A 23,505-nucleotide genomic window follows, 5' to 3' on the forward strand; every position below is an offset into this window, starting at 1 on the left:
ATGTACCAAGGTTCGGCGCGCGGAGGCGCGAACCGGGGGCGTCGGCTACGACGTGAATTTGCGGGCAGTGAGGCCCGGACCGTTCCCCCAGGTGATCGGATTGCGATAGCTTGCCACCAGAACCGGCGCGCGCCGCCGACGCCTTGCGGGGGGATGCCAGGCGGGCGCACGGCAGGGATTAGGGAGTAGCGGGCAGCGTGATCACCAGACTGACGCCGCAGGACGCGTCGTTCTACCGGCTCGAATCGAGCAGCAATCCCATGCATATCGGCTCCCTCGCCATCCTGCGCAATAGCGCGCCCACCGGGAATTCCGGGCACGCACCGCTGGATTACGACAGTCTTGTCACGCTGGTGGAATCGCGGTTGCCGCTGGTGCCGCTGTATCGCCGCAAGGTGCGTGAGATTCCGTTCGCCCTGGGTCGTCCGATTTGGGTGGACGATGCGCAATTCGACGTCACCTATCACATTCGCAGGTCCGCGCTGCCCGAGCCGGGAACCGATGAGCAACTCCTCGACCTGGTCGCGCGGCTGGCCTCGCGGCCGCTGGACAGCGCCCGGCCGCTATGGGAGATGTATCTCGTCGAGGGCCTCTCGGACGGGCGGTCCGCGGTGTTCACCAAAACGCATTCGGCGCTGGTGGACGGCGATACCGCCCTGGAGATCGGGCATGTGATCCTGGACACCTCGCCCGCACCCCGCGAGGTCGCCGACGACGCCTGGATCGCGCATCGCGAACCCGCCGATCTGGAATTGCTCATCGGGGCGGTGCTGCATCTGGCAACCCAGCCGCGCGAAGCCCTGGAGGTCGTGCGGCATCACGGCGCGGAGGCGTTCGCGGTGGTCGACGCCACCGGCAAGGCCGTGCAGAAGATGGTGTCCATGCTGCGCGCGGCCGCACTCGGGGCGCCGGACAGTCCCCTGAATACGCGTACCTCGCGCAGCCGCAGATTCGAAGTCGTGCGCACCGATCTCGAGGATTACCGCAAGATCCGCAAACGATTCGACTGCTCCATCAACGATGTGATCCTCGCCGTGGTCACGGGTGCGCTGCGCAATTGGCTGCTCTCGCGCGGGCAAGTGCTCACCGAGGCCGATGCCTTGCGCGCGGTGGTGCCCATGTCCGTGTACGCCGACGGCGCGGAGTTGAAACCGGCGGGCGAGGTCACTTCACTACTGGTGGATCTGCCGGTGGGCGAACCGAATCCGGTGATCCGGATGTCGCATATCAAGCACGCCACCGAGGCGCACGCCCGGCATCAGCAGGGTGTGCAGGCGCGGACCCTCGTGCATATGGCCGGATTCGCTCCGGCGAGCCTGCATGCGATGAGTGTGCGGTCTGCGAGTACCTTTGCCGAGCACACGTTCAATCTGGTGATCACCAATGCGCCGGGTCCGCAGCAGCCGATGTATATCGGCGGCGCGCGGATGCTGGAGATGTATCCGGTGTCGCCATTGCTGCGCAATCAGGCATTGAGTATCGGACTCACCTCCTATGACGGGCGGGTCTGCTACGGGCTCACCGCCGACCGCGACGCGATGGCCGATATCGCGGTATTGACCGCTTCGGTGCACGAGTCGATGGAGGAGATGCTCGGTGCCTGCGTCCAGTGAGTCGTCCGGCGTGGCGAAGAAGCTACGCGTGTACGTCCCGGCCACCGTGCCGATGCTGCGGGAACTGGTCGCCGACCGGGAGATCCGGGCAATCAACGACACCGCGTTCGCGGTCACGCCCGCATTGCGCGAGGCGTACGCGTCCGGGGATGACGACGAGTTGGCCGAGGTCGCCATGTCCGAGGCGGCGCGCGCCTCGCTGCGATTGCTCGCCGAGGATTCCGCGCTCGAGGACAAGGACACCGACTCCGACGATGACGCCTCGCCCTCACGCGGGCCGATCTTCCGGCGCGCGGTGATCGCGGCCGATGTCGACGGCGCGACCCTGCGACCCGACCTGGATGACGCGGTGGTGCGCCTGTCCGCGGCCATCCCGTACAGCGCGATCGCCTCGGTGCACGTCGACCTCGTGGAGGCCGAGCCCGAGGTGGCGAAGGCCGTCGATGTGATCGATGCCGCCGATATGGGTGACACCGATGCAGAATTCGTGCTCGGCGACGCCGAAGACCACCAATTGGCCTGGTACGCGGCCCAGGAACTCCCGTTCCTGCTGGAACTGCTGTAACCCCGTAGTCCTGCCTCTTTCGTCGGCGGCACCGGCACCGTAACCTACGATGCCGTAACCTTGCTGTGACAGCGTGCGTAAGCACCCGGTATGGCCCGCACAGGCCATCGCCCGGGCGGCACCTGAGCACCGCGAGCAGCGACGCAGCTGTGCCGCGGAGCGGGCGGCCCGTCACGGGCCGCGGTTGACGACACTGCGCTACAGCGCACGACGACAGGAACGTCCGGAAAAATGGCATCGAAGAGTGGCGGATTCTCCGTGCGGGGACTCCGGGAATGGCTGGAGGCTCCGGTCGCCGAGGGCGCGACCGCGGGACGCACCAAGCTGAACACGCTGCGCGGTGCGGCGGCACGAGTCACCACTCCCCTGCTGCCCGACGATTATCTGCATCTGGTGAATCCGCTGTGGTCGGCGCGCGAGTTGCGCGGGCGCATCGTCGAGGTGCGCAAGGAGACCGCGGATTCGGTCACGCTGGTGATCAAGCCGGGCTGGGGTTTCGATTTCAAGTTCTCGCCGGGCCAGTACATCGGCATCGGCGTACTGGTGCAGGGGCGCTGGCATTGGCGTTCGTATTCGCTGACCTGCCCGCCGGATTGGACCGATCCGGAGCATAAGGCCAAGCGGCTCATCTCGATTGCCGTCAAGGCGATGCCCGAGGGGTTCCTGTCCAGCCATCTGGTGAACGGTGTCGCGGTCGGCAGTGTGGTCCGGCTGGCCGCGCCGCAGGGCGGCTTCGTACTGCCCGAGCCGCCGCCGGCGAAGGTGCTGTTCCTCACCGCGGGTTCGGGCATCACACCGGTGATGGCGATGCTGCGCACCATGGACCGCCGCGGGGTGGTGCCGGATGTGGTGCATGTGCACTCCGCGCGCACCCCCGAGGACGTCATGTTCGGTGACGATCTGCGCGAATTGCACGATAAGCACCCGAGTTTCACCGCGAACCTGCACTACACCGGTGAGAACGGCAAGTTCGCGCTGTCCTCGCTGGATGAGCTCGTACCCGATTGGCGGGAGCGCGACACCTGGGCGTGCGGGCCGATCGGCATGCTCGATGAGATCGAAAAGCATTGGGACGACGCCGATATCGCCGATCAGCTGCATGTGGAGCGGTTCGAGATCGAGCGTTCGGCCACCGGCGAGGGCGGCACCGTCACCTTCGCGCGCGCGGGCCGCAGCGTCGAGATCGACGGCGCCACCACGCTCTTGCAGGCCGGTGAGGAAGCCGGCGTGCAGATGCCGTTCGGCTGCCGCATGGGCATCTGCCAGACCTGTGTGGTGACCATCACCGACGGTCATGTGCGCGATCTCCGCAACGGCAATGAGCGCCGTGCCGGGGACAAAGTGCAGACCTGTATCTCCGCCGCCGCGGGCGATTGCACGCTTGACGTATAAAGCACGCACCGTGCGGCACCACCGTTCCGAATAGCAGCTACCCTCGATAGCAGTCGAGCCTGACCGCGGCCCCGCTCGGGGCCGCGAATCCGCCCCAAGGGCGTGAGGCAGTTCAACCACGGAAGGATCGCCGGTGGCCATCACCGACATCAAGACGTTCGCCCACCTCACCGAGGCGGATATCGAGACCCTGGGTCAGGAGCTCGACACCATCCGCAGGAATGTGGAGCTCTCGCTAGGCGAACGGGACGCGAAGTACATTCGCCGTGTCATCCGGGCGCAGCGGCTGCTGGAGGCGGCGGGGCGGGCCACCCTCTTCGGTAGCCGGAACCGGTGGGCATGGTTGGGCGGTACCGCGCTGCTGTCGGTGGCCAAGATCATCGAGAACATGGAGCTCGGGCACAACATCAGCCACGGGCAATGGGATTGGATGAACGATCCGGAAATCCACTCCACCTCGTGGGAGTGGGATATGACCGGTTCGTCGGCGCAGTGGCAGCGGGCGCACAACTATTCGCACCACACCTACACCAACATCCTCGATATGGATGAGGATCTGGGCTTCGGCATTCTGCGCATGACGCGCGACCAGGAATGGAAGCCCATCAATCTCGCGCAGCCGGTGGCGAATCTGGTGCTGGCGGCATTCTTCGAGTGGGGCATCGCGCTGCACGATCTCGATGCCGCCAAGGAGCAGCTGGGCATTCCGAAGAGCCAATGGTTCTCCGAACCGACCAAGGTGTTCCTGCGCAAGGCCGGCAAACAGGTCGCGAAGGATTTCGTCATCTATCCGGCGCTCACCGGTCCGGCGTGGAAGTCGACGCTCAAGGCGAACGCCACCGCGAACCTGGTCCGCAATCTGTGGGCGTACGCGGTGATCTTCTGCGGCCATTTCCCGGACGGCGCACAGAAATTCACCGAAGAGCAGTTCGAGAACGAGACGCAGGGCGAGTGGTATCTGCGGCAGATGCTGGGCAGCGCGAATTTCGAAGCCGGTCCGGCGATGGCGATGATGAGCGGCAACCTCAGCTTCCAGATCGAGCATCACCTGTTCCCGGACATTCCGAGCAATCGGTATGCCGAGGTATCGGTGAAGGTGAAGGAGCTGTGCGACAAGTACGACCTGCCGTACACCACCGGTTCCATCGCCAAGCAATACCTGTTGGCATTCCGGACAATTCACAAGCTGGCGCTGCCGGATCAGTGGTTGAAGCGGACTTCCGATGACGCTCCGGAAACGTCGTCGGAACGCAAATTCGTCGGGATCACGCTGCCCGCATTGCCCAGTATGCCGTCGCTGCAGGACGGTCAGGAGTGGCTGGCCGAGCACAATTGGGCCGGTGTGGACCCGGTGACGGGTGAGCGGCGCGGCCTGCGTTCGGCCATGCAGGAGGCCAAGACCGCGCTCAAGGAGAAGGCCCAGCACGAGAAGGAAGTACTGCGCGAGGCCAAGGTCGCATTGCAGGAAAAGGCAAGGCACGAAAAGGCTTTGCTCACCGAGAAGGCCGGGCGGCGGCGCTCGCTGAAGCAAATGCTGCGGCGTTCGCGCTAGCAGGTTACGATATCGAACGCAATGCGGCGTTCGACACGTTACGGATTCACTCGCCCGCAACCTACGGAGCCGTAACCTACGGTACTGTAAGTTGCATGGCGATCTCGGATGTCAAGGAATACGCACACCTCACCCCGGAGGATGTCGAAGCTATCGGCGCGGAACTGGATGCCATCCGCCGCGAAATCGAATCCTCCCGGGGCGAAAGCGATGCGCGTTACATCCGCCGCGTTATTCGTCTCCAGCGCGCCCTCGAAATCAGCGGGCGCGGAGTGCTTTTCTTCAGCCTGTTCCCGCCCGCCTGGATCGCGGGCACGGCACTGCTCGGCACGGCCAAGATCATCGAGAATATGGAGATCGGCCATAACGTCATGCACGGCCAGTGGGATTGGATGAACGATCCGGAAATCCACTCCACCTCGTGGGAATGGGATAACGCCGGACCGTCCGAGCACTGGAAGATCACGCATAACTTCCTGCACCACAAGTACACCAATGTGCTCGGCATGGACGACGATATCGGCTACGGCCTGCTGCGCGTCACCCGCGATCAGCGCTGGAGCCCGTTCTACCTCGGCCAGCCGATCTACAACCTGCTGCTGCAGAGCTTCTTCGAATACGGCGTCGCCATCCAGCATTTGGAGCTCGGCAAGGTCGCCAAGAAGAAGTGGGCCAAGGACAGCCCCGAATGGAAGCAGTTCGAGGCCGACCGCGCGCTGGTGCTCAAGAAGATCGGCAAGCAGGCGGGCAAGGATTACCTGCTGTTCCCGCTGCTCACCGGTCCCGCGTTCTTCGGCACGCTGACCGCGAACCTGGCCGCGAACGTCATGCGCAATGTGTGGACCAACGCCATCATCTTCTGCGGGCACTTCCCGGACGGTGCGGAGAAGTTCACCAAGCATGATGTGCTGAACGAGACCCAGGGTGAGTGGTACCTGCGTCAGATGCTGGGTAGCGCGAACATCTCAGGCGGCAAGCTGCTGCACTTCATGTCCGGCAACCTGAGCCACCAGATCGAACACCACCTGTTCCCGGATCTGCCGTCCAACCGGCTGGCCGATATCGCGGTGCGGGTGCGCGCCATGTGCGACAAGTACGACCTGCCGTACACCACCGGTTCGCTGCCGGTGCAGTACTTCAAGTCGTGGCGCACCATCATGAAGCTGTCGCTGCCGAACAAGTACCTGTTCCGCAGCGCCGATGACGCCCCGGAAACCAAGTCGGAGAAGGTCTTCGGCGGCGTCGCGACGGTCGACCCCACCACCGGCCGCCGCACCGGCCTGCGCACCGCCCTGGCCCAGGGCCGCAAGCGCCTGCGCCGCCGCGAGCCCGCCCTCGTCGGCTGACCCGAACAGCACGTGAGTGTGCCCCCGCCCTGACCGGTGGGGGCACAGCCATATCAGGGGCGGTTTCGGGGCGGGGTGTGGATCCCGGCCAAAAGCATGCCGGGATGACGAGGGGGCATGCGTGCCAAGACTGCGGTGCGGGCGTGTGTGGGCTGCCAGGAAGGCGGGGTGTGCGGCCTGGTTCACTGGTCGGCGTGTGTGCTGAAGGTCCGATAGCCCCCGAAGAATGTCTCAGCGTCTACGACGCCATCCGCCTGCGCCGCGATGTCCGCGCGGAGTTCACCGGCGAAGTCGTGGACGACCCCACGCTATTGCGGATTCTCGAAGCGGCGCATCGTGCCCCCAGTGTCGGCAACTCCATGCCCTGGGATTTCATCGTGATCCGGGATCGGGCGATGCTGTCGAAGTTCGCCGATCACGTCGCCGATAAGCGCCGCGAATTCAACGACGCCCTCCCCGCCGATCGCTCGGAGACGTTCAACCCGATCAAGATCGAGGGCATTACCGAATCCGGCACCGGAATCGTGGTGACCCACAATCAGGCTCGCGGCGGCACGCATATCCTCGGCCGCGCGACGGTCCCCGAAACCGGCATCTACTCGACGATCCTCGCCATCCAGAACCTATGGCTCGCGGCTACCGCCGAGGGCATCGGCGTCGGCTGGGTCAGCTTCTACGACACCCCGGTCCTGGCCGATCTCCTCGACCTCCCCGACCACATCAAACCGGTCGCCTGGCTCTGCGTCGGCCCGGTCACCGAATTCCAGCAGATCCCCGACCTCGAGCGCTTCGGCTGGCGCACCCGCCGCCCCCTCGAATCCGCCATCCACTGGGAGCGTTTCACCCCCGGCCAGGGTGCCGACTAGCGATCCCCGTCATCCCGCAACAACGACCTCCGTCATCCCGGCGCATTTTTTGGCCGGGATGACGGGGGAGATTCCCTTCCCGCGCAACGTTTCCGGACGCGGCGTCAGCGTGCCGCCCGTGGGGCGGCGAGCCATGGCACGTGCTGGGTCAGACGCGTTCGAGGACTGCCGAGGCGCCGATGCCGCCCGCGGCGCAGATGCCGAGGAGGGCGGTGGATTTGCCGGACCGGGCGAGTTCGTTGGCCATGGTGGTGACCATGCGGGCTCCGGTGGCGCCGAAGGGGTGGCCGAGGGAGACCGAGCCGCCGTGGATATTCAGGGTGGCGGGGTCTATCTCGCCGACGGCGGTGTCGCGGTCGAGGCGCTGTTTGGCCCAGTCGGTGCTGGCCAGGGCCGAGACGACGGACAGGGTCTGGGCGGCGAAGGCTTCGTGGATATCGACGAAATCGATGTCCGCCAAGGACAATCCGGCCTTGTCGAGGGCGCGGGGCATGGAGATGGCGGGCCCGATCAGCACCTGGTCGCGGGGGTCGACCGAGACGTAGCTCCAGGAGCGGAAGGCGGCCAGGGGTTCGAAGCCGAGGGCGCGGGCCTTCTCCTCGCTCATGAGCAGCACCGCGGACGCGCCGTCGGTGAGCGGGCTGGCATTGCCCGCGGTGACGGTGCCGCCCTTGGCGAATACCGGTGCGAGCGTTGCCAATTTCTCCACGCTGGTGCCGGGCCGGACCAGGCCGTCGCGGGTGACGGACTTGCCCTCGGGCGTGGTGACGGACAGGACTTCGCTGTCGAACCGCCCGGATTCGATGGCGGCGGCGGCGCGATGGTGTGAGCGCGCGGCGAACTCGTCCTGCGCGGCGCGCGAAATGCCGTGGATGCGAGCCATTTTCTCGGCGCTCTCACCCATGACCTCGCCGGTGGTGCGCTCCTCGATCTTGGGCCGGCGCGGCACCAGATCGATGAACGGCGCCAATTGCGCTGCGGCCGTGAGGTAATCCTTGGCCTTGGGCTTGCCCAGCGCGAGCGGCGCGGCGGCGTGCACCACCTTCTGCGGCAGCTTCACTTCCGCATTGCTGGTGGAGTCACTGCCACCGGCGATCATGATGTCGTATTCACCGCGTTCGATGGCCGCGGCCGCCGAGGTGACGGCCTGCAGCCCCGAAGCGCACGCCCGTGTGACGGTGTACCCCTCGCACCCCGGATCCAATTGCAGATCCAGCGCGATCTCGCGCGCGATATTCGGCGCGGCACTGGGCAGGATCACCCCGCCCCACACGATCGCCTGGACGAGTTCCTTCGACAGCCCGGTCCGTTCGAGGAGTCCGCGCACGGCGATATCCGCGAGGTCGATGGAGTCCATCCGGGTGTAGTCGCTGAACGCCCGCACGAACGGGGTCCGCGCACCGGACACGATTACTGCGCGACGAGCGCCCTTGTTGCTCACGAATCAGTTGTATCTGATACGAGTTGTAACAGCAAGGGACCGGGGCTTGGGTGAAGCCCCGGTCGAACCAGAGTTCACCTGCCGCTATGCGAGACGGATTATCCCGTAGTCGAAGGCGTGGCGGCGGTACACAACCGACGGTCGGTCGGTCTCCTTGTCCTGGAACAGGAAGAAATCGTGGCCGACGAGCTCCATCTGGTAGAGGGCGTCGTCAACCGTCATGGGGATGGCGGGATGGGTCTTGGTGCGGACGACGTGTCCCGGACCGGCTTCGCCGTCCAGTTCCTCGGCCGCGTGATCATGCACGCCGGACGACCCGTTCGGTGACATGAACAGCGAATCGTCGATGAGCCCGGCCGTCGCTTGCGACACCGAGATCGGTGTCTTGTCCCCATGATGTACGCGACGACGGTCCTTGAGCCGGCGCAACCGGCCCTCCAGCCGCTCTACCGCCAATTCGAGGGCGGCGTAGAAGCTGTCCGCGCAGGCTTCGGCCCGGACGACGGGCCCCTTGCCGCGGGCGGTGATCTCTATTCGCTGGCAGTTCTTACGCTGACGACGATTGCGCTCGTGGGTGAGCTCCACATCGAACAGATAGATACTGGGATCGAAGCGCTCGAGCCGAGAGAGCTTGTCCGCGACGTGGATTCGGAAATGTTCGGGTACGCCGCCCTCGCCGAGCGTGCGTCCCTTGACGACGACTTCCGCCTGGGTGGCCCCGGTGGGTTGGTCGTCTGGAATGAATTCGTCCAGCAGCGCAGTGTCTGCGTTTTTCGCTGAAGGTCGTGAAGATGTCGTCACGCGTACCTCCCGGATCTGGCCGCACAATCCGCTCGTGCGGCGGGATTGAAACGTGTGCCGATCGAAATCGCTCGGCACATCTTGGTCCGAGGCGCCACCTCCAAACTTCGAGTTCGGGTGTCTGATCGCCACGCTAGTTCGCCAGCGACCTGTCCGCCAGTGTTCACGCAAATTTCGAAGAATCAAGCGTGGCAGGTAACCAGCGCGGCACGAACGGTCACTCGCGCCTCGCGTAGCGCACGGACCGATTCCGTCACTGTGGCACCGGTGGTCAGGACGTCGTCGATGAGCACTACCTCGGCATTTGCCGGAAATGGGAGGGTTTGGGCACGGCTCGGCGCTACGATGATCCGCCCCCGCAGATTGTGCTGGCGGTCGCTGCGATTCAGGCCAACCGAATCGCGCACACCTGGTCGTAAACCCAATACGCGCACCAATCGGCAATCGGGCAGCCAACTCGCCGCGACGTGCGCGGAACGCAGGACCGGGTCACCGCCGCGCCTGCGAGCAGCGGCCCTGCGGGTGGGTGCGGGGATCAGAATCAGCGGCCGAGTGCCGTCGCGTAAAAGATCCAGCCCCCTGGCCAGGGCCACCCCCATCGAGTGTGACAAATCGGCGCGGCGCTGTTCCTTGGCGGCCAGCACCGCGCGGCGCGGCGCACCCCGGTAGGGCGCGAGCGCCCAGCACGGCACGCCGGGATCGGCCCTGGGGCGCAGGCGAATCGGCGGACCGGACAGCGCGGCCGCGCAATCGGCGCACCACGCCGTGCCACCTGCCCCGCAACCGCCACAGGCGCGCGGCAGGATCAGATCCAGCAGTTCCCCCATGGGGTCAGTGTGCGCCTAGCCGGGCAGGACCGGGACCGCATTGCCGCCGAGACCCGGAACTTCGCGCCAGTAGTATTCGCCGCCTTCGGGATTGCGGGTCAGTTCCAGCACCGCGCGCGAGTCCGCGACGTATTCGTGGTCGGGTGAGACGCTCACGACGCGCACCGGCGGGGTGAGGTTCTGGGTGGTCTGCGGGGTGAAGCCGGAGCCGTCCACCAGGACGCCCGCAACGGGGTCCACATTGCCTTCTCGCGTGACAATGACACGCTCATCGGTCTGCCAGTCCACCGAGACGGCATTGGTGCTCAAACCGACCGCCAGGGGCAGCGGCGCGGTGAGCGCGAACTTGGTGCTCGACTGCGGTGACACCACCGCGACGTAGACCTTGCCGTTGGCGATCAGGGCCGCGCGAGCCCCCGAGGGCGAGATGCGCAGTTCGGTGATCGGCCCGCGCGGTGCGTTCGCATTGGCTGCGGCCGCGGTCAATTCGGTGATGTCCACATCCTGCACCGAGACATTGCCGGTGCTGCGATCGTGCACCGCGCGGATCACCCGATCACCGTCCACCACGGTCCACGCGGAGGTGCCGTCGGCGGGCCAGGAGGGCCGGGTGAAGGTGCCGCCGGTGGCGACCGGGAAGCCCTGTCCGTCATAGGTGCCGATGATGAGGGTGCGTTCCGGTTCCGGTTCGGGGCGGCCGGATTTGGCGACGGCGGCGACCAATTGCCCGTCCGGGGACAGCGCCACCGATTGCAGGGTGTGCGTGGTGCCGAAGAATCCGGGCGCGGCGGTGATGCCGTTCTCGGTGACCGCGACCAGTGAGCCGTCTCGGACCGCGTGCAGTCCGGCGCGGTTGTGCGCGATGGCGTCCGGGCTCATGGCTTCCACGTCGGCGCGGTTCCAGCCGGTGGCGGCGTAGCGGTCGTCGAGGGGTTTGCCGTCGGCGAGCAGGATGTACGGGCCGAGTACTTCCGCGCCCGCGAGGGTGAGCACGATCTGGGTTGCCAAGAGCTCCTTGGCCTTCGGGTCCAGCGCGGACGCCCCGGCCAGATCGACGGTCACCCCGCCGGCGCCGACCCCGACATTGTCGGTCTCGCCATTGGCTTTGGTGATGGGCCCGCGCAGGGTGACCGGGCCGGAGAGCGGATTGCGCACGGCCGGGGCCAGCGCCTCCTGGGAGCCCTCGACGAGCAGGTCCATGAGTCGTTGCGGCAGTTGGTCCTTGCGCGCGGAGATCCAGCGCAGGTCCGGAACCATGGCCATTCCGGCGAGATTCGGGAAGAACAGCGAATACCGCTTATAGGACTTGGCGAACGCGTTCTGTTCGATGATGACGCCGGGCGGTAGTTCGTCGACGCGCCATTCGCCGTCGACCTTCACCATTTCGACCTTGTTCTCCAGGGTGCCGTCGCTGGCGCGGTAGGCGCCGTCGGCGGCGAGCTCGCCGATCTTGCGGGCGCGGATCACATAGGTGGCCGAATCGGCGGTGCGGGATTCGCGCAGGGTGTCCGGCCGGTCCACGACGGTGGTGCCGGCCGCGTCGTCCCAGCGCACATTGGCGGCGGGCGAGAGGAATTGCCGCGCCGCCTGATGCCGATTGGTGGGATCGGAGGTGGCCTGAAGGAAATCGCGGAGTAGCTGATCCGGTTCTCTGCCCGAAATGGGCGGTGTCGGACCGGCACTGGTGGGCTGGCGGTCCAGCGTTCCCAGGGCCTGCGGTGCGGAGGAATCCGGTAGGTTCGCGCACGCGGTGAGGCCCACCAGGCATGCGACAACCACCAGCGCCCTCGCGAGGCGCGATTGCAGTCCCGCCTCTCCGCGCCTTCTGCCGGTCGCCGGGCGCGGCGAGACTCCGACTCCGGACCGGCGGTAGCTCCTACGGTTGCGTCCTGGGGTGGTTGGGAAGTTACCCACATCTCGCGAGATCAGTGGGTCACGTTCCCTCATGTTCCTCCATCCCCAGAATCCGCGTGCACTGTGCCATCGGTGGAGCCGGTTTTCGGTGAGCCGTTGCCATCAGGTGTCAGTGGTAGTGCAGTTTGTGGATCGTCACCGGGTTCGGACTCCGGTGTGGGAGTGACAGTTTCGTAGGGTTCGGCGACGGCGAGTTCGTAGGGTTCGCCGGTGGCCGGGTCGATGGGTTCGGCGGCAGCGAGTTCGGATTCGGTCGGGGTGGAATCGGTGTGGTCCGGGGTGGCTTCCACGGTGCCGATATCGAGGGCGAGTTGTTCGGGGGTGATGCCGCCGCGAGTCTTGGCCGGTTCCAGCGGGAGTGGGCTGACGCCGAGTTTCCTGCTGCGCACCAGCGGCAGGGTGAGGCGGAAACTGGCGCCGACGCCGATCTCACCCCAGGCCTCGAGTTTGCCCTCGTGCAGGTTGGCGTCCTCGACGCTGATGGACAGGCCCAAACCCGTTCCGCCGGAACGGCGCATCCGCGAGGGGTCCGAACGCCAGAAGCGGTTGAAGACCAGTTTCTCCTCACCGGGCCGCAGGCCGACGCCCTGATCGCGCACCACGATGGCGACGGCATTGGCATCGGTGTCGCCGCGCATGCGCATGAGGACGGGCTTGCCCTCGCTGTGATCGATGGCGTTGGCGAGCAGATTGCGCAGCACTCGCTCGACGCGGCGCGGATCGACCTCTGCCACAAGGGGTTCCTCGGGCATGTCGACGACCAGTTCGACGCCGGATTCCTTGGCCAGATGCCGCACGGTGGAGACCGCGGCCCGCGCGCACATGCGCACGTCGAGCGATTCCACCTGCAGCTCGGCCACACCCGCGTCGTGGCGGCTGATCTCGAGCAGATCGTTGAGCAGTCCTTCGAACCGATCCAGTTCGTTCACGAGCAGTTCGGCCGAGCGCGCGAGCGCCGGATCGAGGTCATCGCTGGAACCGTGGATGAGGTCGGCGGCCATGCGCACGGTGGTGAGCGGTGTGCGCAGCTCATGGCTGACGTCGGAGGTGAAGCGGCGCTGGAGGTTTCCGAACTCCTCGAGTTGGGTGATCTGGTTCGACAGACTCTCGGCCATCTCGTTGAACGACATGGCCAGCCTGGCCATGTCGTCCTCCCCTCTGACGAGCATTCGCTCTTTCAGACGGCCGTCGGCGAAGCGGGAGGCGATCCGGGCGGCGGATCGAATGGGCAGCACGACCTGCCGGGTCACCAGGGCGGTGATGGCGGCGAGCAGCACCAGCAGCACGATGCCGCCGATGAGCATGGTGCCGCGCATGAGGTCGAGGGAGCGTTTCTCATTCGTGAGCGGGAAGATCAAATAGATTTCCAGCGTCGGAATGTCGGCCGCGGGGCTGCCGATGACCAGTGCCGAGCCGCGATAGCCGTCCGGATCGGACACCGTCGCGAACTGGTAGCTGACCTGGCGCTCCTGCACGAAATGCCGTAGCTCCGGGGGTATTTCCTGAATCGGCCCGGCACTCAGCTCCGATTGCGAGTCCCCGACCATGGCCAGCGCGGAGTCGTAACTGCCTGCCGCGCCGCCGGATTGGGAGCCGCCGCCCCCGGCCAGGGCGCGGCGGGCATCCTCCAATCGTGCCAGCTGGGTGCTGGAGTCGTGCACGCCGGTGAGCGTGGCCTGCACCGTATTTCGGGCGCGGCCCATCTCCTCGACGGCCGCGTTGATCTTCGCGTCCAAGAGCCGGTCGGTGATCTGCGAGGTGAGCACGACTCCGAGAATCGTGATCACGATCAGCGACAGGGTCAGGGTGGACACGACAACGCGCAGTTGCAGCGAACCACGCCACACGTGGCCCAGTCGCTCACCTACGGTGCGAAACCAGGCCACCACTACTGCCAGCCACCGCTGTACGCGGTTTCTGGAGCCAGCGATCACGGCGGTCCGGCCTTGTAGCCCACACCTCGTACGGTCAGCACGATCTCAGGGTTTTCCGGGTCCTTCTCCACCTTGGCGCGCAACCGCTGTACGTGCACATTGACCAGGCGGGTATCGGCGGCGTGCCGGTATCCCCAGACCTGTTCCAGGAGCACTTCACGGGTGAACACCTGGCGCGGCTTGCGGGCGAGCGCGACCAGGAGATCGAATTCCAGCGGGGTGAGCGAGATCTGCTGACCGCCGCGGGTCACCTTGTGCGCGGGCACATCGATGACTATGTCCGCGATGGACAGAAGTTCTTGCGGCTCTTCCTCGGTGCGGCGCAGGCGGGCTCGCACGCGAGCAACGAGTTCTTTCGGCTTGAACGGCTTGACGATGTAATCGTCGGCGCCAGACTCCAACCCCAGGACGACGTCGACCGTATCGGTCTTCGCCGTCAGCATCACGATGGGCACTCCCGAATCGGCTCGCAATACCCGGCATACGTCAATTCCGTTCATGCCGGGCAGCATGAGATCCAGCAACACGAGATCCGGGCGCAGCTCCCGGACCGCTGTCAGCGCCTGCGTGCCGTCACCGACGGTGTGAGGATCGAATCCCTCACCCCGCAAGACGATCGTGAGCATCTCAGCGAGAGCCATATCGTCGTCGACGACCAGAATCTTGGGCTTCATAAGACTATGTTGTCACCTCTCCGGCTCCAATCAGGCCGCCACGCCAACACTCGTGACCTGTCGGCGCACATCCAACCCTATCCACCAACGATTTCCGCGAGCCGCGCGACAAGTGTTGCCGGATCGTCACCGCTCCGATGCACCCACCACGTTCCGTGCCAGTTGGTTTCGGCAAGCTCACGGTAGACGCTTCCGGTGCGGCGTTGCAGCCCACCATCTTTTTCATAGGCGTCGAGTGCGCGAGTCGCGTCCTGCGCGCCGCGTTGCCGGGCGCGCTCTTCCGCCAGTTCTACCGGAACATCCAGGAGAATCTGGACATCTGGGACAGGTAGGGCGAAGCGTGTGAATTCCAATTCGGCTATCCAGGCCACGATTTCGCCGGAGGCGTCCTCTTTCAACCGCGCGGCGGAGTAGGCCGCGTTGGAGGCGACATAGCGGTCCAGTAGCACGATGTCGTTGTCCGCCAGCAGTTTCGAGAGTTCGTCGCGTGCGTCGGCGCGATCGCGGGCGAACAGCAGCGCCATACCGTTGACCGAATCGGCGAGATCACCGTGCCGTCCGCGCAGGGCCTCGGCGGCCAGATCCGCGTACACCGAGACGCCGTAGCGCGGGAACGCCAGGGTCGCCACGCGCAGGCCGCGGGCGCGTAGGCCAGTGACGACAGCATCGGTCAGCGTGCGTTTACCCGCACCGTCGAGCCCTTCCACCGGAACCAGCGCACCCATGGCCGCGAGCGTACCGAATCCCCCCGACATGGGCTCCCGCGGTTACCTGCGGAATGTCGCTATAGTCCGGCAATGGGGTTTTCGAGGGTGGGATCGAAGCAGCTCGGGCACGCTTTTCTGATCTTGGGAGTGGTGTTCGCCGCGTCCGCGTGCGGGGACGGCGGCGAAAAGCCGGTCCCGTCGTCGAGCTCCGCGCCGTCCCATACCGACCCCGGGCGGGCTTTCGACCTGCAAGCCCATCGCGGCGGGCGCGGGATGACCATCGAGGAATCGCTGCCCGGGTTCGCCAAGGCCATCGAACTGGGCGTGAGCACCCTCGAACTCGATATCGTGCTGAGCAAGGACAAGGTCCCATTCGTCTGGCACGACCCGAAAATCCTGCCGGAGAAATGCACCGACACCGGCCCGGCATTCCTCGACGATCTCCAGTTCCCCTATGTCGGAAAACCGGTACACGACCTCACCTCCGCCCAAATCGAGAAACTCGACTGCGGTAAGAAGCTCGCCGGTTATCCGGAGGCGCAGGAACTTCCGGGCAACAAGATCGCCCGCCTGCCCCAGGTCTTCGATCTGGTGAAGACCTATCCGGGCGCATTCGACGCCCTGCGCTACAACATCGAAACCAAGATCGAGGCCGAACACCCCGAACAATCCGCCACCCCAGCCGAATTCGTCGATGTCATCCTCGGCGCGATCGAGGGTGCCGGAGCCACTTCGAAAGTCGAGATCCAAAGTTTCGACTGGCGCAGCCTCCCGCTGGTGAAGGCGAAGAATCCGACCATCCCCACGGTCGCCCTCTATGACAGTTCCACCTTCAAACCGGAAAGCCCGTGGCTGAGCCCGATCAGCTACGACGACCATCCCGACGACCCCCTGGCGGCCATCAAGGCCCTCGGCGCGGACATCTCCTCCCCCAGCTACCTGAACCCCTCCGACAGCACCGCCACGCCCGGCGACGCGAATTTCAAGCTCACCACCACCGAGGCGTATGTGGCCCGCGCCCACGCTCTGGGTATCAAGGTGATCCCCTGGACGGTCAACGACAAGCCCTCGATCGCCCTCGTACTGGACCAGGGCGTCGATGGCATCATCACCGACTACCCCAACCGCGCCCGCGAGGTCATGACCGAGAAGGGTTATCCGCTGCCCCGCGCTTTCCGCAAGTGACAGAAATGCATCCGCTTCACCCGATAGGGTCGGGCCATGCAGCACCGCCATGTCACGCGAATCACCTTGGCCGCCATCGCGATAACCGCCGCGGTAGCGACTACCGGCACCGCCGCCGCCTCCGCGCCCGGTATCGACCCCGCCGCGCCGATCGCCGGCACCGGCAGCAGCTCCGGCTCGGCCGCCCTCAGCTTCCTGGACCCGATGATCTGCACCCTGTCCGGCGGTCACTGGATCCGCTATCAGGGCGACCTCGAATGGGGCTGCTATTCGGGCACCTAGAGCCCCGCAGACCCATCCGACGAAAACTGAAACGCACATGATTCATCTCTTGTAGGGTGCGACGCACTGGTTTCCCCTGCAAGGAGCACACCTGATGAATTCCCGCTTCGCACACCACATGCCGCGTGCCGCGGTAGGCGCGTTCGCCATCGCCGCCGCCATCGCCACCGCGGGCACCGCCGCCGCGGCCCCGGTCACCCTCGACCCGGCCCCCAACGCCGCCCCGGTCGCCACCAACAGCTCCCCCACCGGCTCCGCCGACTCCGCCTCCGGCGGCTCCGGCTCCAGCAACGTGGGCGGCACCGGCTCCAGCGCAAGCGAACTCATCAACGCGGCCCTGTGCACCCTCAAGGGCGGCAAGTGGGTCCCGATCCTGGACATCTGCCTGTAGGTCGCGGCCCCGACCTAGGAACGGCCACCGCCCGCCAGTGCGACCGGTGGCCGTTCGCATATCCGCACCCGGGAAACCCGGGGCACCCGTTGGACATCACCCCCCTGCGCCGCCGACCCTCCCGACTCGGTGGGCCGCTCAAGTCCCGATCGGGAACAACGAAATCGATTCCGGCTCAATACAAATCGCCATCCCCACGGTGACCCCGAATCCTGGATCGGGCTCGATCAGCACGGATCCAGCACCGACCTGCAGCGCGAAGACCCCATCGTCGTAGACACGCGAAACCGTCCCCCGAACGGTCAAGCAACCATCGACCCGTTCGATCCCGCTCACGGCGTCGGCCCCATCGATCGCGACGATAGAATCGATCGAGTCGATATCCATCTCGACATGCACTTGCGTTCCGGCACAGATGGATTCGCTACCCATCCAGATGGCAGGCCACGACCCACCATCCACCCGAAACCGCGCCTCGCCACCGGGTTCCGCATCCGACAACACTGTCACCCGCAACGAACCGATCCTTCGATCGCGCGTCGAAACGATGTGGCGACCACCGAGTTGATCAATCGGACCACTGTGTTCAGTTGTGCGGTAGGCGGGGCCAGGCGGCCGCGGCGAGGGTGCGGACGGTTCGGCAGGCATCGGTGGCGGTTCCGGTGCCGGTGTGGGGCAGTTGGACGTACAGGCGGGTTACCTCTACGAATTTCGAGACGTCGTCGTTGTAGGCCGCGGTGTAGTTGGAGTGGCTGCCCAGCCAGGGGTCCCAGCTGCGGCCGTAGAAGGTGGCTCGGCAGGTGGGCTTCTTCGACGAGGGTTCTATGACGGTGTTCCGGCCCGCGATGGTTTCGTCGGTTCCGGTCGCACGCGAATCGGAGGCGGACATCAGCCCGGAGGACACGGTGATTCGGTAATCACCGGTGTCCCAACGGCATTCGGAGACGGGACCGGCGGGGGATTTCGTTACCGACGCGGCTTTGGTCGCGGCGGTGATCTCCGCGTTTTCGAGGCGGGTGCAGGGATCGACGCCGCCGATCGAATCCTTGGGATAGGAGATCCGATCGCCCCGGTTGTTGTCGAGCGCGTCGACGACAGCGTTGGTGGCGGCGTCCCGAATCTTGCACAGCGTCTCGAGGCTGTCCGACTGCTGCATCGAGAAGGTGTCGACGCTGAGCCGCACACCAACCCCGTCAGCGCGGAAGACATACTGCAGGCACTTGGGCTGCCCGGCATCGGCGGTGGTGACCACCTGCAACGATCCGCGCTGGAAAGTCGTGGTCAATCTCCCCAACTCGCCCTGCACCATCCGCCCGGCCTCCAGATGCACGGACACCGCATTCCCCGCCCCGGATGCCTTGGACCGCTCCAACTCCACATCACAGGTACTGAATCCGGACGGCTCGATCCGAATCATCGGCGCCGACGCCCCCTCATCCGCGAACTCGGCGAACTGCTTCGGCTGCAGATACGAGCAAGGATCAAGCGTCAGCAAATTATCGAACCCACCGCCCTTACCGCTCACACTGGTTTCGCTATCCCCACCATCCCGCAGCACAGCGAAGTACACCCCCACACCCGCCGCAATCGCAACCGCCGCAACAACTCCGAGAATCAGCGCCAACCGCCCCTTCCCCGGAGGCGTACCCCCGGGCGCATTGAAAGGCGGCTGCCCAAACCCCTCCTGCGGCCCATACGCCGGCTGACCACCGAACTGCTGCGGCGAAAACCCCTGCGGCTGTTGCGGATACGGCTGCTGCGGCCCCGAATATCCTTGCGGCGGTGGATAAATCCCCTGCTGCGGAGCAGCATTCTGACCAAACGGCGGAGTACTCACAACGTTCCCCCACCCATCCGCGCACCAACCAACAACTCGCCCATAGCGACTTCCCCCTCCAGGACCGCATCCGAAACCGCCCCGATCCTGTCCGGAATCGCCCACGTTGTCCAATCAGCCCGGAATGCTCGCGACCCTGACCTCCCCGGAGAACAGATTCTCGAGCAATACGGACCTGTCCGGCGAGTAGATCCAGAACTCGGGAATACGCTCCACGATCTCGCGAAGATGAACTGCCAGTGCAGATCCCGAGACTTCCACACTCGGAAGCGTCAAAGTTCCCCAGAGAAAGACATAGGAACCCGACCCCGCCATGAATCGATCCACCAAAGCTTCGATCTCCAAATACTCACCAACCGCAAGAACAAGTTCCTCCGGAGTCCGACTCCAATCAACAGTGCCGTCCATCTTCCTCGGGAATCTCCCCAGGCTGCCACACTCATACTCGCGGTCCCGACCAAAGTCGAGAAGCGTCACCCCTTCTCTCCCAACCCATTTCAACAGCCGCCCACTACCAGCCTCAGCACGAACAACACGGACCATGGATTTCGGCAGATGATGCGGGCTCATACCGTACCCGCGCTCGGCATTCCCCGACCCGCCCACAACTACTTCCTCGACCGCTTCTTCGGCGGCTGCACCCTGATAAACGTCTGCGGAAGCTCGCCCTCATCCCAGAGCTTGTCGAGCTTCGGGAGAAGTTTCGCGAGGCTGCGGCGATAGATCTCACGCTCCGGCTCCGGGAGGGGTTCTATGGGGTCGGAGTACGTGAACTCGCCGCTGTCGGCGCCCGTCCAGCCCTTGAAGCGCCGACAGAGTTTGCACCATGAGTACGTAATCAAAACCGAACGACTTGCCCCGCCGTATCGATAGACATACGTCCGCACCCCGACCAGTTCGCATGCGGGGCATTCCCTTTCGGACTGATCATCGACAAAGCTGGTTCCGAAATCAAGCTTCGCAACCTCATGACTGTCGTACTGCCTCATCGGCCATCCCCCACCGCGACGCCTGGTCACAACCGTGCAAGCCCCTTCGGAACGTCCCGAACACCGTCGAGGAGACCATCTGTACTTCGCGGATCAATGCGCACCCACAGGCACCGCATGGATCTGCCCAGTTCACAGCGCCGAAAGCTGGCATCAGGATCACCATGCTAGTCCCAGTTTTTCAGATTTCGCCTGACAACGCTTAATGATTAGTCGGAATATATTCCTTGACCCAAACCCACTCTTCACCTATCTCGAGAAGCCTGGAAAGCGCTACTTCAAGACACATTTTCAGCGTGCGCTCCTCGGCGCGAACGAATCCAAATTTCTCAGGAATTCCACTACCCGAGATCACCACCGTCCAGCACTCGCCATTCTCTGCATATCTCTCATGATCCGCTTTCAACAACATCGACACCCCACAAGCGGCGAGCCTTTGCATCAGCTGTTCAATTTCCAACATTCCACATCTCGTCTGTAGATCTCTGGGCTATCCAAGCCTTCCGGCCATTACAGCCGATAGGAACGTGTCCCATTGAGCTGCGTCGACACCGATAACCGGCTGCGCGGCAAGATCATTCGTCGGCTCGCGGCGGTACTTGCTGTCTCGGATCAGAACGAAGTTGTCTTCCAGACAGACCTCGACGCAGTTTCCACCGCCGCCGTCCCCGCTGTAGCTACTCTTCCTCCAGTTGCGGCGACCGGAGGGCCGCGCGGTCGAATCAGGGAGTCTGGTCCCGGTCAGCGCATCATCCATAACGACTTCCAGCATAGGCGCGTGGGCGCCACCTCACCGGTCCGGTTTCCGCAGCGCCGCGACCGAGTCTGCGGGGGTGAGCGCGACAGCATCGAGCCGATCGAAAGCTGCCGTGAACCGAGTTATTCCATCATCCTCGACGTAGATGACCCCGGCGGGCGTCTCAACGCACGCCAGCGTCGGATATGGGTCCGGCAAATCGAAGATCTTGAACGATCCATCCGGCGCGGCATGTGCGCCAACGGATTCCGGGAGCACGCGAACTACGACATTGGATCGCTCAGCCAAGTTCGCAAGGTGTGCAAGCTGTTCCGCGCGTACTCCAGCACCACCAATCGGACGCCGAAGAATCGATTCGTCCAGGATCGTCGTCAAATGCACCGGCTTCGGTCGGCTCAGCACCTGTTGGCGAATCATCCGAACCTCGAGCCAGCGATCGACCTGAGCGTCGGAGGCATCCGGATCGACAGCCCGGATAACCGCCTCCGCGTACGCAGGGGTCTGCAAGAGCCCGGGTATCACCACCGTATTGAACGACTTGATCTCCGACGCTCGCGCTTCCAGCCACGCATAGTCGACGATCGATCGGTCGACGTCTTGCGTGTACCCCTCCCACCAACCCTTCTGCCAGACATCGAGGCTCAGCCTGCGCAGCGACTCCCGAACATGCTCGTCCCCAACGCCATACAGCGTGAGCAACTCCTGTACGTCGTCCGTGCGCGGCGGAAACAGCCCTGCTTCGAACCGGCTGACCGTCGACGAATCCCGCTTCAGATATGCCGCAGCCTCTTTGAGAGTTATGCCCGCCTCGTCCCGATAGCGTCGAAGCAGCTGCCCAAGCCACTGCGCCCGAAGCGTCGGCCCCTGCCCACCTGCCACAGCACACCTCCGAAGCGACCCGCGATCTTGGCCCAAACCCTACCTTGCAAGAGCATTGCAAAATTGCACGACTCGAGCAAAACTGAGTGTCTAGTCCAAATCCGCACCTTGGAGTGGTCATCATGACGCACTTGCCCTCAAAGGATTTGATTCTCGAAGCCTGCTCAGGCCACGTCCACGAACCCCATCCGATCCTGCTGGCCGCCTACGAACTCGCCAGCCTCCATGAGGCGAGACCGACTCTCGACTACCCAGCCGCAGACGAAATCGATTGCTGCCGTAGCCAATTGATCCACGACATCGACGTCTGGGTCGCGCAGACCCTCCCCGCCACCTTGGCCGCGCCCAGCATGCACACCGAAACCATCGGCACCGTGGTGGACCGCCTCGCCGAGCTCTCCGTCGTCGCGTTCACCGCCCTGCGTACCAACACCACAAACCAAGAACTGCACCGAGCCTGGCAATGCCTGGCCGAACTCGCCCTCGGCTACAACGACCTGACACACGACCTCATGACCGGCCGCCGCCGACTCCCAACTCCCAAGCCGAACGAGGAAACCCAATGACCCCCTTGATGATCCTGTTCTTCCTCGGCATGGCAACCGGAGGCTTCACAACATGGGCTCTCGAATTGTTCCATCCCACAACCAAACCCATCGATACTAACGGATGGACTGTCGCGAGTATTACCGCCCGCATTCAGCAGGAGCGGCCCAGCCACACGGTGACGCGAATTCCAGGAAAGCACCGCAGATGGGGTGGCGCTGAACTCGGGAACTGAGCCGAGCTACTCGCGCCCAACCCATCCACCCCAGCGCCTGATCATAATCGCGCCAGTTCCTTCAGAACATCTCGAACGTTGTCGATGAGTCCCTCGTCGGTGATGTCCCCGGATTCCCGCAGGGAGTGATCGATGGGGTAGTCCGCCAAGTCGTAGAACACTCGGGTGAGCAGCCGCTCGAATGGCTCTCGTACCCGCTCACCGTTATCGAGCGAGCGCCGTCGAGCGTCGTACCACGATCTGGCGAAGGTCGGGCACGTAATCTGTCTGCAGGCAAGGGATTTCATCAGACTCAATTGCTCGGCGACTCCGCTGCCCGGTGGGACGTCGGCGGGTTTGGCCCACGTTCGCATAGCTTTCCGAGCAAGCTGAACCTCCGGCCGAGGCTCGTGATCGATGTCCACGTTCTCGACGTATTCATCGCCTCGGAAATCCCACCTCCCCGTCAACGGCCGGACTCCGATCAACCTGCCGCACGCAATCAGCACCTCACACTCGCCGAGCTCGAATTCACAGTTCGGGCATTCACACGCATAGCCTTCGACAACAGCGGTTTCAGCCGTGGCGTCACCGATTCCGGCAGCCGCCCAAATCAGCTCGTCGCCGATCTCGTATCTGTACTGCCGCACCTGGCCATACTTGAACTGCACCTCGCGGGTCCCAACGCACCCGCAGGCACCGCATTGATCTGTCCAATTAACGGAGTTGAAAGCGGAAATCAGAAACCTCTCGCGCAAAGGAACAGCGGAACAAACCACTCTCCGCAGAGACT

At 64.7% G+C, this 23,505-nt stretch carries 25 protein-coding genes; 10 read left to right on the top strand and 15 right to left on the bottom strand.

The window, feature by feature from the left end:
* The first annotated feature begins 197 nt into the window (after positions 1-197).
* The 6 genes from AB0L82_RS22970 to bluB all read left to right on the top strand — a co-directional run bounded on the left by AB0L82_RS22970 (position 198) and on the right by bluB (position 7,334).
* Positions 198-1,613, top strand: coding sequence for a wax ester/triacylglycerol synthase family O-acyltransferase (locus AB0L82_RS22970; RefSeq protein ID WP_364639579.1), 1,416 nt, complete (start codon positions 198-200; stop codon positions 1,611-1,613).
* 52 nt (positions 1,614-1,665) lie between these two features.
* Complete coding sequence (locus AB0L82_RS22975) at positions 1,666-2,178, top strand: hypothetical protein (protein WP_364640467.1); 513 nt, start codon at positions 1,666-1,668, stop codon at positions 2,176-2,178.
* A 231-nt stretch (positions 2,179-2,409) separates the two neighbouring features.
* Positions 2,410-3,570, top strand: a complete 1,161-nt coding sequence (locus AB0L82_RS22980; protein WP_364639582.1) for a ferredoxin reductase — start codon at positions 2,410-2,412, stop codon at positions 3,568-3,570.
* 133 nt (positions 3,571-3,703) lie between these two features.
* On the top strand, positions 3,704-5,122 hold the full coding sequence (locus tag AB0L82_RS22985; protein WP_364639585.1) for a fatty acid desaturase: 1,419 nt from the start codon (positions 3,704-3,706) through the stop codon (positions 5,120-5,122).
* 95 nt (positions 5,123-5,217) lie between these two features.
* Positions 5,218-6,468 carry a fatty acid desaturase gene (locus AB0L82_RS22990; RefSeq protein ID WP_364639588.1) on the top strand — a complete coding sequence of 417 codons (1,251 nt, stop codon included), beginning with the start codon at positions 5,218-5,220 and terminating at the stop codon, positions 6,466-6,468.
* Between the two features lie 194 nt (positions 6,469-6,662).
* Positions 6,663-7,334, top strand: a complete 672-nt coding sequence (bluB, locus tag AB0L82_RS22995; protein ID WP_364639591.1) for a 5,6-dimethylbenzimidazole synthase — start codon at positions 6,663-6,665, stop codon at positions 7,332-7,334.
* Positions 7,335-7,482: 148 nt separating this feature from the next.
* On the opposite strand, the gene AB0L82_RS23000 is transcribed toward bluB, so the two are convergent.
* From AB0L82_RS23000 to AB0L82_RS23030, 7 genes are all read right to left on the bottom strand, one after another.
* Positions 7,483-8,775: an acetyl-CoA C-acyltransferase gene (locus AB0L82_RS23000; protein ID WP_364639595.1), complete on the bottom strand. Its 1,293-nt coding sequence runs from the start codon at positions 8,773-8,775 to the stop codon at positions 7,483-7,485.
* Positions 8,776-8,859: 84 nt separating this feature from the next.
* Positions 8,860-9,531, bottom strand: a complete 672-nt coding sequence (gene raiA / locus AB0L82_RS23005) for a ribosome-associated translation inhibitor RaiA (protein WP_364640470.1) — start codon at positions 9,529-9,531, stop codon at positions 8,860-8,862.
* 227 nt (positions 9,532-9,758) lie between these two features.
* The gene (locus AB0L82_RS23010; protein WP_364639598.1) at positions 9,759-10,403 is read right to left on the bottom strand and encodes a ComF family protein; all 645 of its coding nucleotides are present in this window, start codon (positions 10,401-10,403) and stop codon (positions 9,759-9,761) included.
* Between the two features lie 15 nt (positions 10,404-10,418).
* Positions 10,419-12,182, bottom strand: coding sequence for an MtrAB system accessory lipoprotein LpqB (gene lpqB, locus AB0L82_RS23015; protein WP_364639600.1), 1,764 nt, complete (start codon positions 12,180-12,182; stop codon positions 10,419-10,421).
* A gap of 164 nt (positions 12,183-12,346) precedes the next feature.
* Positions 12,347-14,203, bottom strand: a complete 1,857-nt coding sequence (gene mtrB / locus AB0L82_RS23020) for an MtrAB system histidine kinase MtrB (RefSeq protein ID WP_364640473.1) — start codon at positions 14,201-14,203, stop codon at positions 12,347-12,349.
* A gap of 44 nt (positions 14,204-14,247) precedes the next feature.
* Positions 14,248-14,925, bottom strand: coding sequence for an MtrAB system response regulator MtrA (gene mtrA / locus AB0L82_RS23025; RefSeq protein ID WP_364639602.1), 678 nt, complete (start codon positions 14,923-14,925; stop codon positions 14,248-14,250).
* A gap of 77 nt (positions 14,926-15,002) precedes the next feature.
* A complete protein-coding gene (locus AB0L82_RS23030) occupies positions 15,003-15,650 on the bottom strand; it encodes a dTMP kinase (RefSeq protein WP_364639605.1) in 648 nt (215 codons plus the stop codon).
* Positions 15,651-15,722: 72 nt separating this feature from the next.
* Between AB0L82_RS23030 and AB0L82_RS23035 the strand changes: the two genes are divergently transcribed.
* The 3 genes from AB0L82_RS23035 (at position 15,723) to AB0L82_RS23045 (ending at position 17,490) form a co-directional block, all read left to right on the top strand.
* Positions 15,723-16,817 carry a glycerophosphodiester phosphodiesterase gene (locus tag AB0L82_RS23035; protein WP_364639608.1) on the top strand — a complete coding sequence of 365 codons (1,095 nt, stop codon included), beginning with the start codon at positions 15,723-15,725 and terminating at the stop codon, positions 16,815-16,817.
* Positions 16,818-16,853: 36 nt separating this feature from the next.
* Positions 16,854-17,099: a hypothetical protein gene (locus tag AB0L82_RS23040; protein WP_364639611.1), complete on the top strand. Its 246-nt coding sequence runs from the start codon at positions 16,854-16,856 to the stop codon at positions 17,097-17,099.
* Positions 17,100-17,193: 94 nt separating this feature from the next.
* On the top strand, positions 17,194-17,490 hold the full coding sequence (locus tag AB0L82_RS23045) for a hypothetical protein (RefSeq protein ID WP_364639614.1): 297 nt from the start codon (positions 17,194-17,196) through the stop codon (positions 17,488-17,490).
* Between the two features lie 138 nt (positions 17,491-17,628).
* Here the strand turns inward: AB0L82_RS23045 and AB0L82_RS23050 are convergent, their stop codons facing one another.
* The 7 genes from AB0L82_RS23050 to AB0L82_RS23080 form a co-directional block, all read right to left on the bottom strand.
* Positions 17,629-18,006: a hypothetical protein gene (locus AB0L82_RS23050; protein ID WP_364639617.1), complete on the bottom strand. Its 378-nt coding sequence runs from the start codon at positions 18,004-18,006 to the stop codon at positions 17,629-17,631.
* Between the two features lie 70 nt (positions 18,007-18,076).
* Positions 18,077-18,907, bottom strand: a complete 831-nt coding sequence (locus AB0L82_RS23055; RefSeq protein WP_364639620.1) for a hypothetical protein — start codon at positions 18,905-18,907, stop codon at positions 18,077-18,079.
* 534 nt (positions 18,908-19,441) lie between these two features.
* Complete coding sequence (locus AB0L82_RS23060) at positions 19,442-19,804, bottom strand: hypothetical protein (protein WP_364639623.1); 363 nt, start codon at positions 19,802-19,804, stop codon at positions 19,442-19,444.
* A 131-nt stretch (positions 19,805-19,935) separates the two neighbouring features.
* Positions 19,936-20,316: a hypothetical protein gene (locus AB0L82_RS23065; RefSeq protein ID WP_364639626.1), complete on the bottom strand. Its 381-nt coding sequence runs from the start codon at positions 20,314-20,316 to the stop codon at positions 19,936-19,938.
* A gap of 202 nt (positions 20,317-20,518) precedes the next feature.
* Positions 20,519-20,779, bottom strand: coding sequence for a hypothetical protein (locus tag AB0L82_RS23070; protein WP_364639629.1), 261 nt, complete (start codon positions 20,777-20,779; stop codon positions 20,519-20,521).
* Between the two features lie 27 nt (positions 20,780-20,806).
* Positions 20,807-21,073, bottom strand: a complete 267-nt coding sequence (locus tag AB0L82_RS23075; RefSeq protein WP_364639633.1) for a DUF397 domain-containing protein — start codon at positions 21,071-21,073, stop codon at positions 20,807-20,809.
* 33 nt (positions 21,074-21,106) lie between these two features.
* Positions 21,107-21,952 carry a helix-turn-helix transcriptional regulator gene (locus AB0L82_RS23080; protein WP_364639636.1) on the bottom strand — a complete coding sequence of 282 codons (846 nt, stop codon included), beginning with the start codon at positions 21,950-21,952 and terminating at the stop codon, positions 21,107-21,109.
* A 122-nt stretch (positions 21,953-22,074) separates the two neighbouring features.
* Between AB0L82_RS23080 and AB0L82_RS23085 the strand changes: the two genes are divergently transcribed.
* Positions 22,075-22,518, top strand: coding sequence for a DUF4254 domain-containing protein (locus AB0L82_RS23085; RefSeq protein ID WP_364639639.1), 444 nt, complete (start codon positions 22,075-22,077; stop codon positions 22,516-22,518).
* Between the two features lie 256 nt (positions 22,519-22,774).
* On the opposite strand, the gene AB0L82_RS23090 is transcribed toward AB0L82_RS23085, so the two are convergent.
* The gene (locus AB0L82_RS23090; RefSeq protein ID WP_364639642.1) at positions 22,775-23,383 is read right to left on the bottom strand and encodes a hypothetical protein; all 609 of its coding nucleotides are present in this window, start codon (positions 23,381-23,383) and stop codon (positions 22,775-22,777) included.
* Positions 23,384-23,505 lie beyond the last annotated feature (122 nt).

Origin of the sequence: Nocardia sp. NPDC052001 (genome assembly GCF_040680615.1) — a bacterium.
Taxonomy (GTDB): domain Bacteria; phylum Actinomycetota; class Actinomycetes; order Mycobacteriales; family Mycobacteriaceae; genus Nocardia.

Coding starts and splice junctions, on each gene's coding strand:
- AB0L82_RS23010 (WP_364639598.1), bottom strand. CDS start 10,403: ATGGGGGAACTGCTGGATCTGATCCTGCCGCGCGCCTGTGGCGGTTGC.
- mtrA (WP_364639602.1), bottom strand. CDS start 14,925: ATGAAGCCCAAGATTCTGGTCGTCGACGACGATATGGCTCTCGCTGAG.
- AB0L82_RS23065 (WP_364639626.1), bottom strand. CDS start 20,316: ATGAGGCAGTACGACAGTCATGAGGTTGCGAAGCTTGATTTCGGAACC.
- AB0L82_RS22990 (WP_364639588.1), top strand. CDS start 5,218: ATGGCGATCTCGGATGTCAAGGAATACGCACACCTCACCCCGGAGGAT.
- AB0L82_RS22975 (WP_364640467.1), top strand. CDS start 1,666: ATGCTGCGGGAACTGGTCGCCGACCGGGAGATCCGGGCAATCAACGAC.
- AB0L82_RS23045 (WP_364639614.1), top strand. CDS start 17,194: ATGAATTCCCGCTTCGCACACCACATGCCGCGTGCCGCGGTAGGCGCG.
- AB0L82_RS23075 (WP_364639633.1), bottom strand. CDS start 21,073: ATGGATGATGCGCTGACCGGGACCAGACTCCCTGATTCGACCGCGCGG.
- AB0L82_RS23070 (WP_364639629.1), bottom strand. CDS start 20,779: ATGTTGGAAATTGAACAGCTGATGCAAAGGCTCGCCGCTTGTGGGGTG.
- AB0L82_RS23030 (WP_364639605.1), bottom strand. CDS start 15,650: ATGGGTGCGCTGGTTCCGGTGGAAGGGCTCGACGGTGCGGGTAAACGC.
- AB0L82_RS23035 (WP_364639608.1), top strand. CDS start 15,723: ATGGGGTTTTCGAGGGTGGGATCGAAGCAGCTCGGGCACGCTTTTCTG.
- AB0L82_RS22980 (WP_364639582.1), top strand. CDS start 2,410: ATGGCATCGAAGAGTGGCGGATTCTCCGTGCGGGGACTCCGGGAATGG.
- AB0L82_RS23085 (WP_364639639.1), top strand. CDS start 22,075: ATGACGCACTTGCCCTCAAAGGATTTGATTCTCGAAGCCTGCTCAGGC.
- AB0L82_RS23040 (WP_364639611.1), top strand. CDS start 16,854: ATGCAGCACCGCCATGTCACGCGAATCACCTTGGCCGCCATCGCGATA.
- AB0L82_RS23055 (WP_364639620.1), bottom strand. CDS start 18,907: ATGATTCGGATCGAGCCGTCCGGATTCAGTACCTGTGATGTGGAGTTG.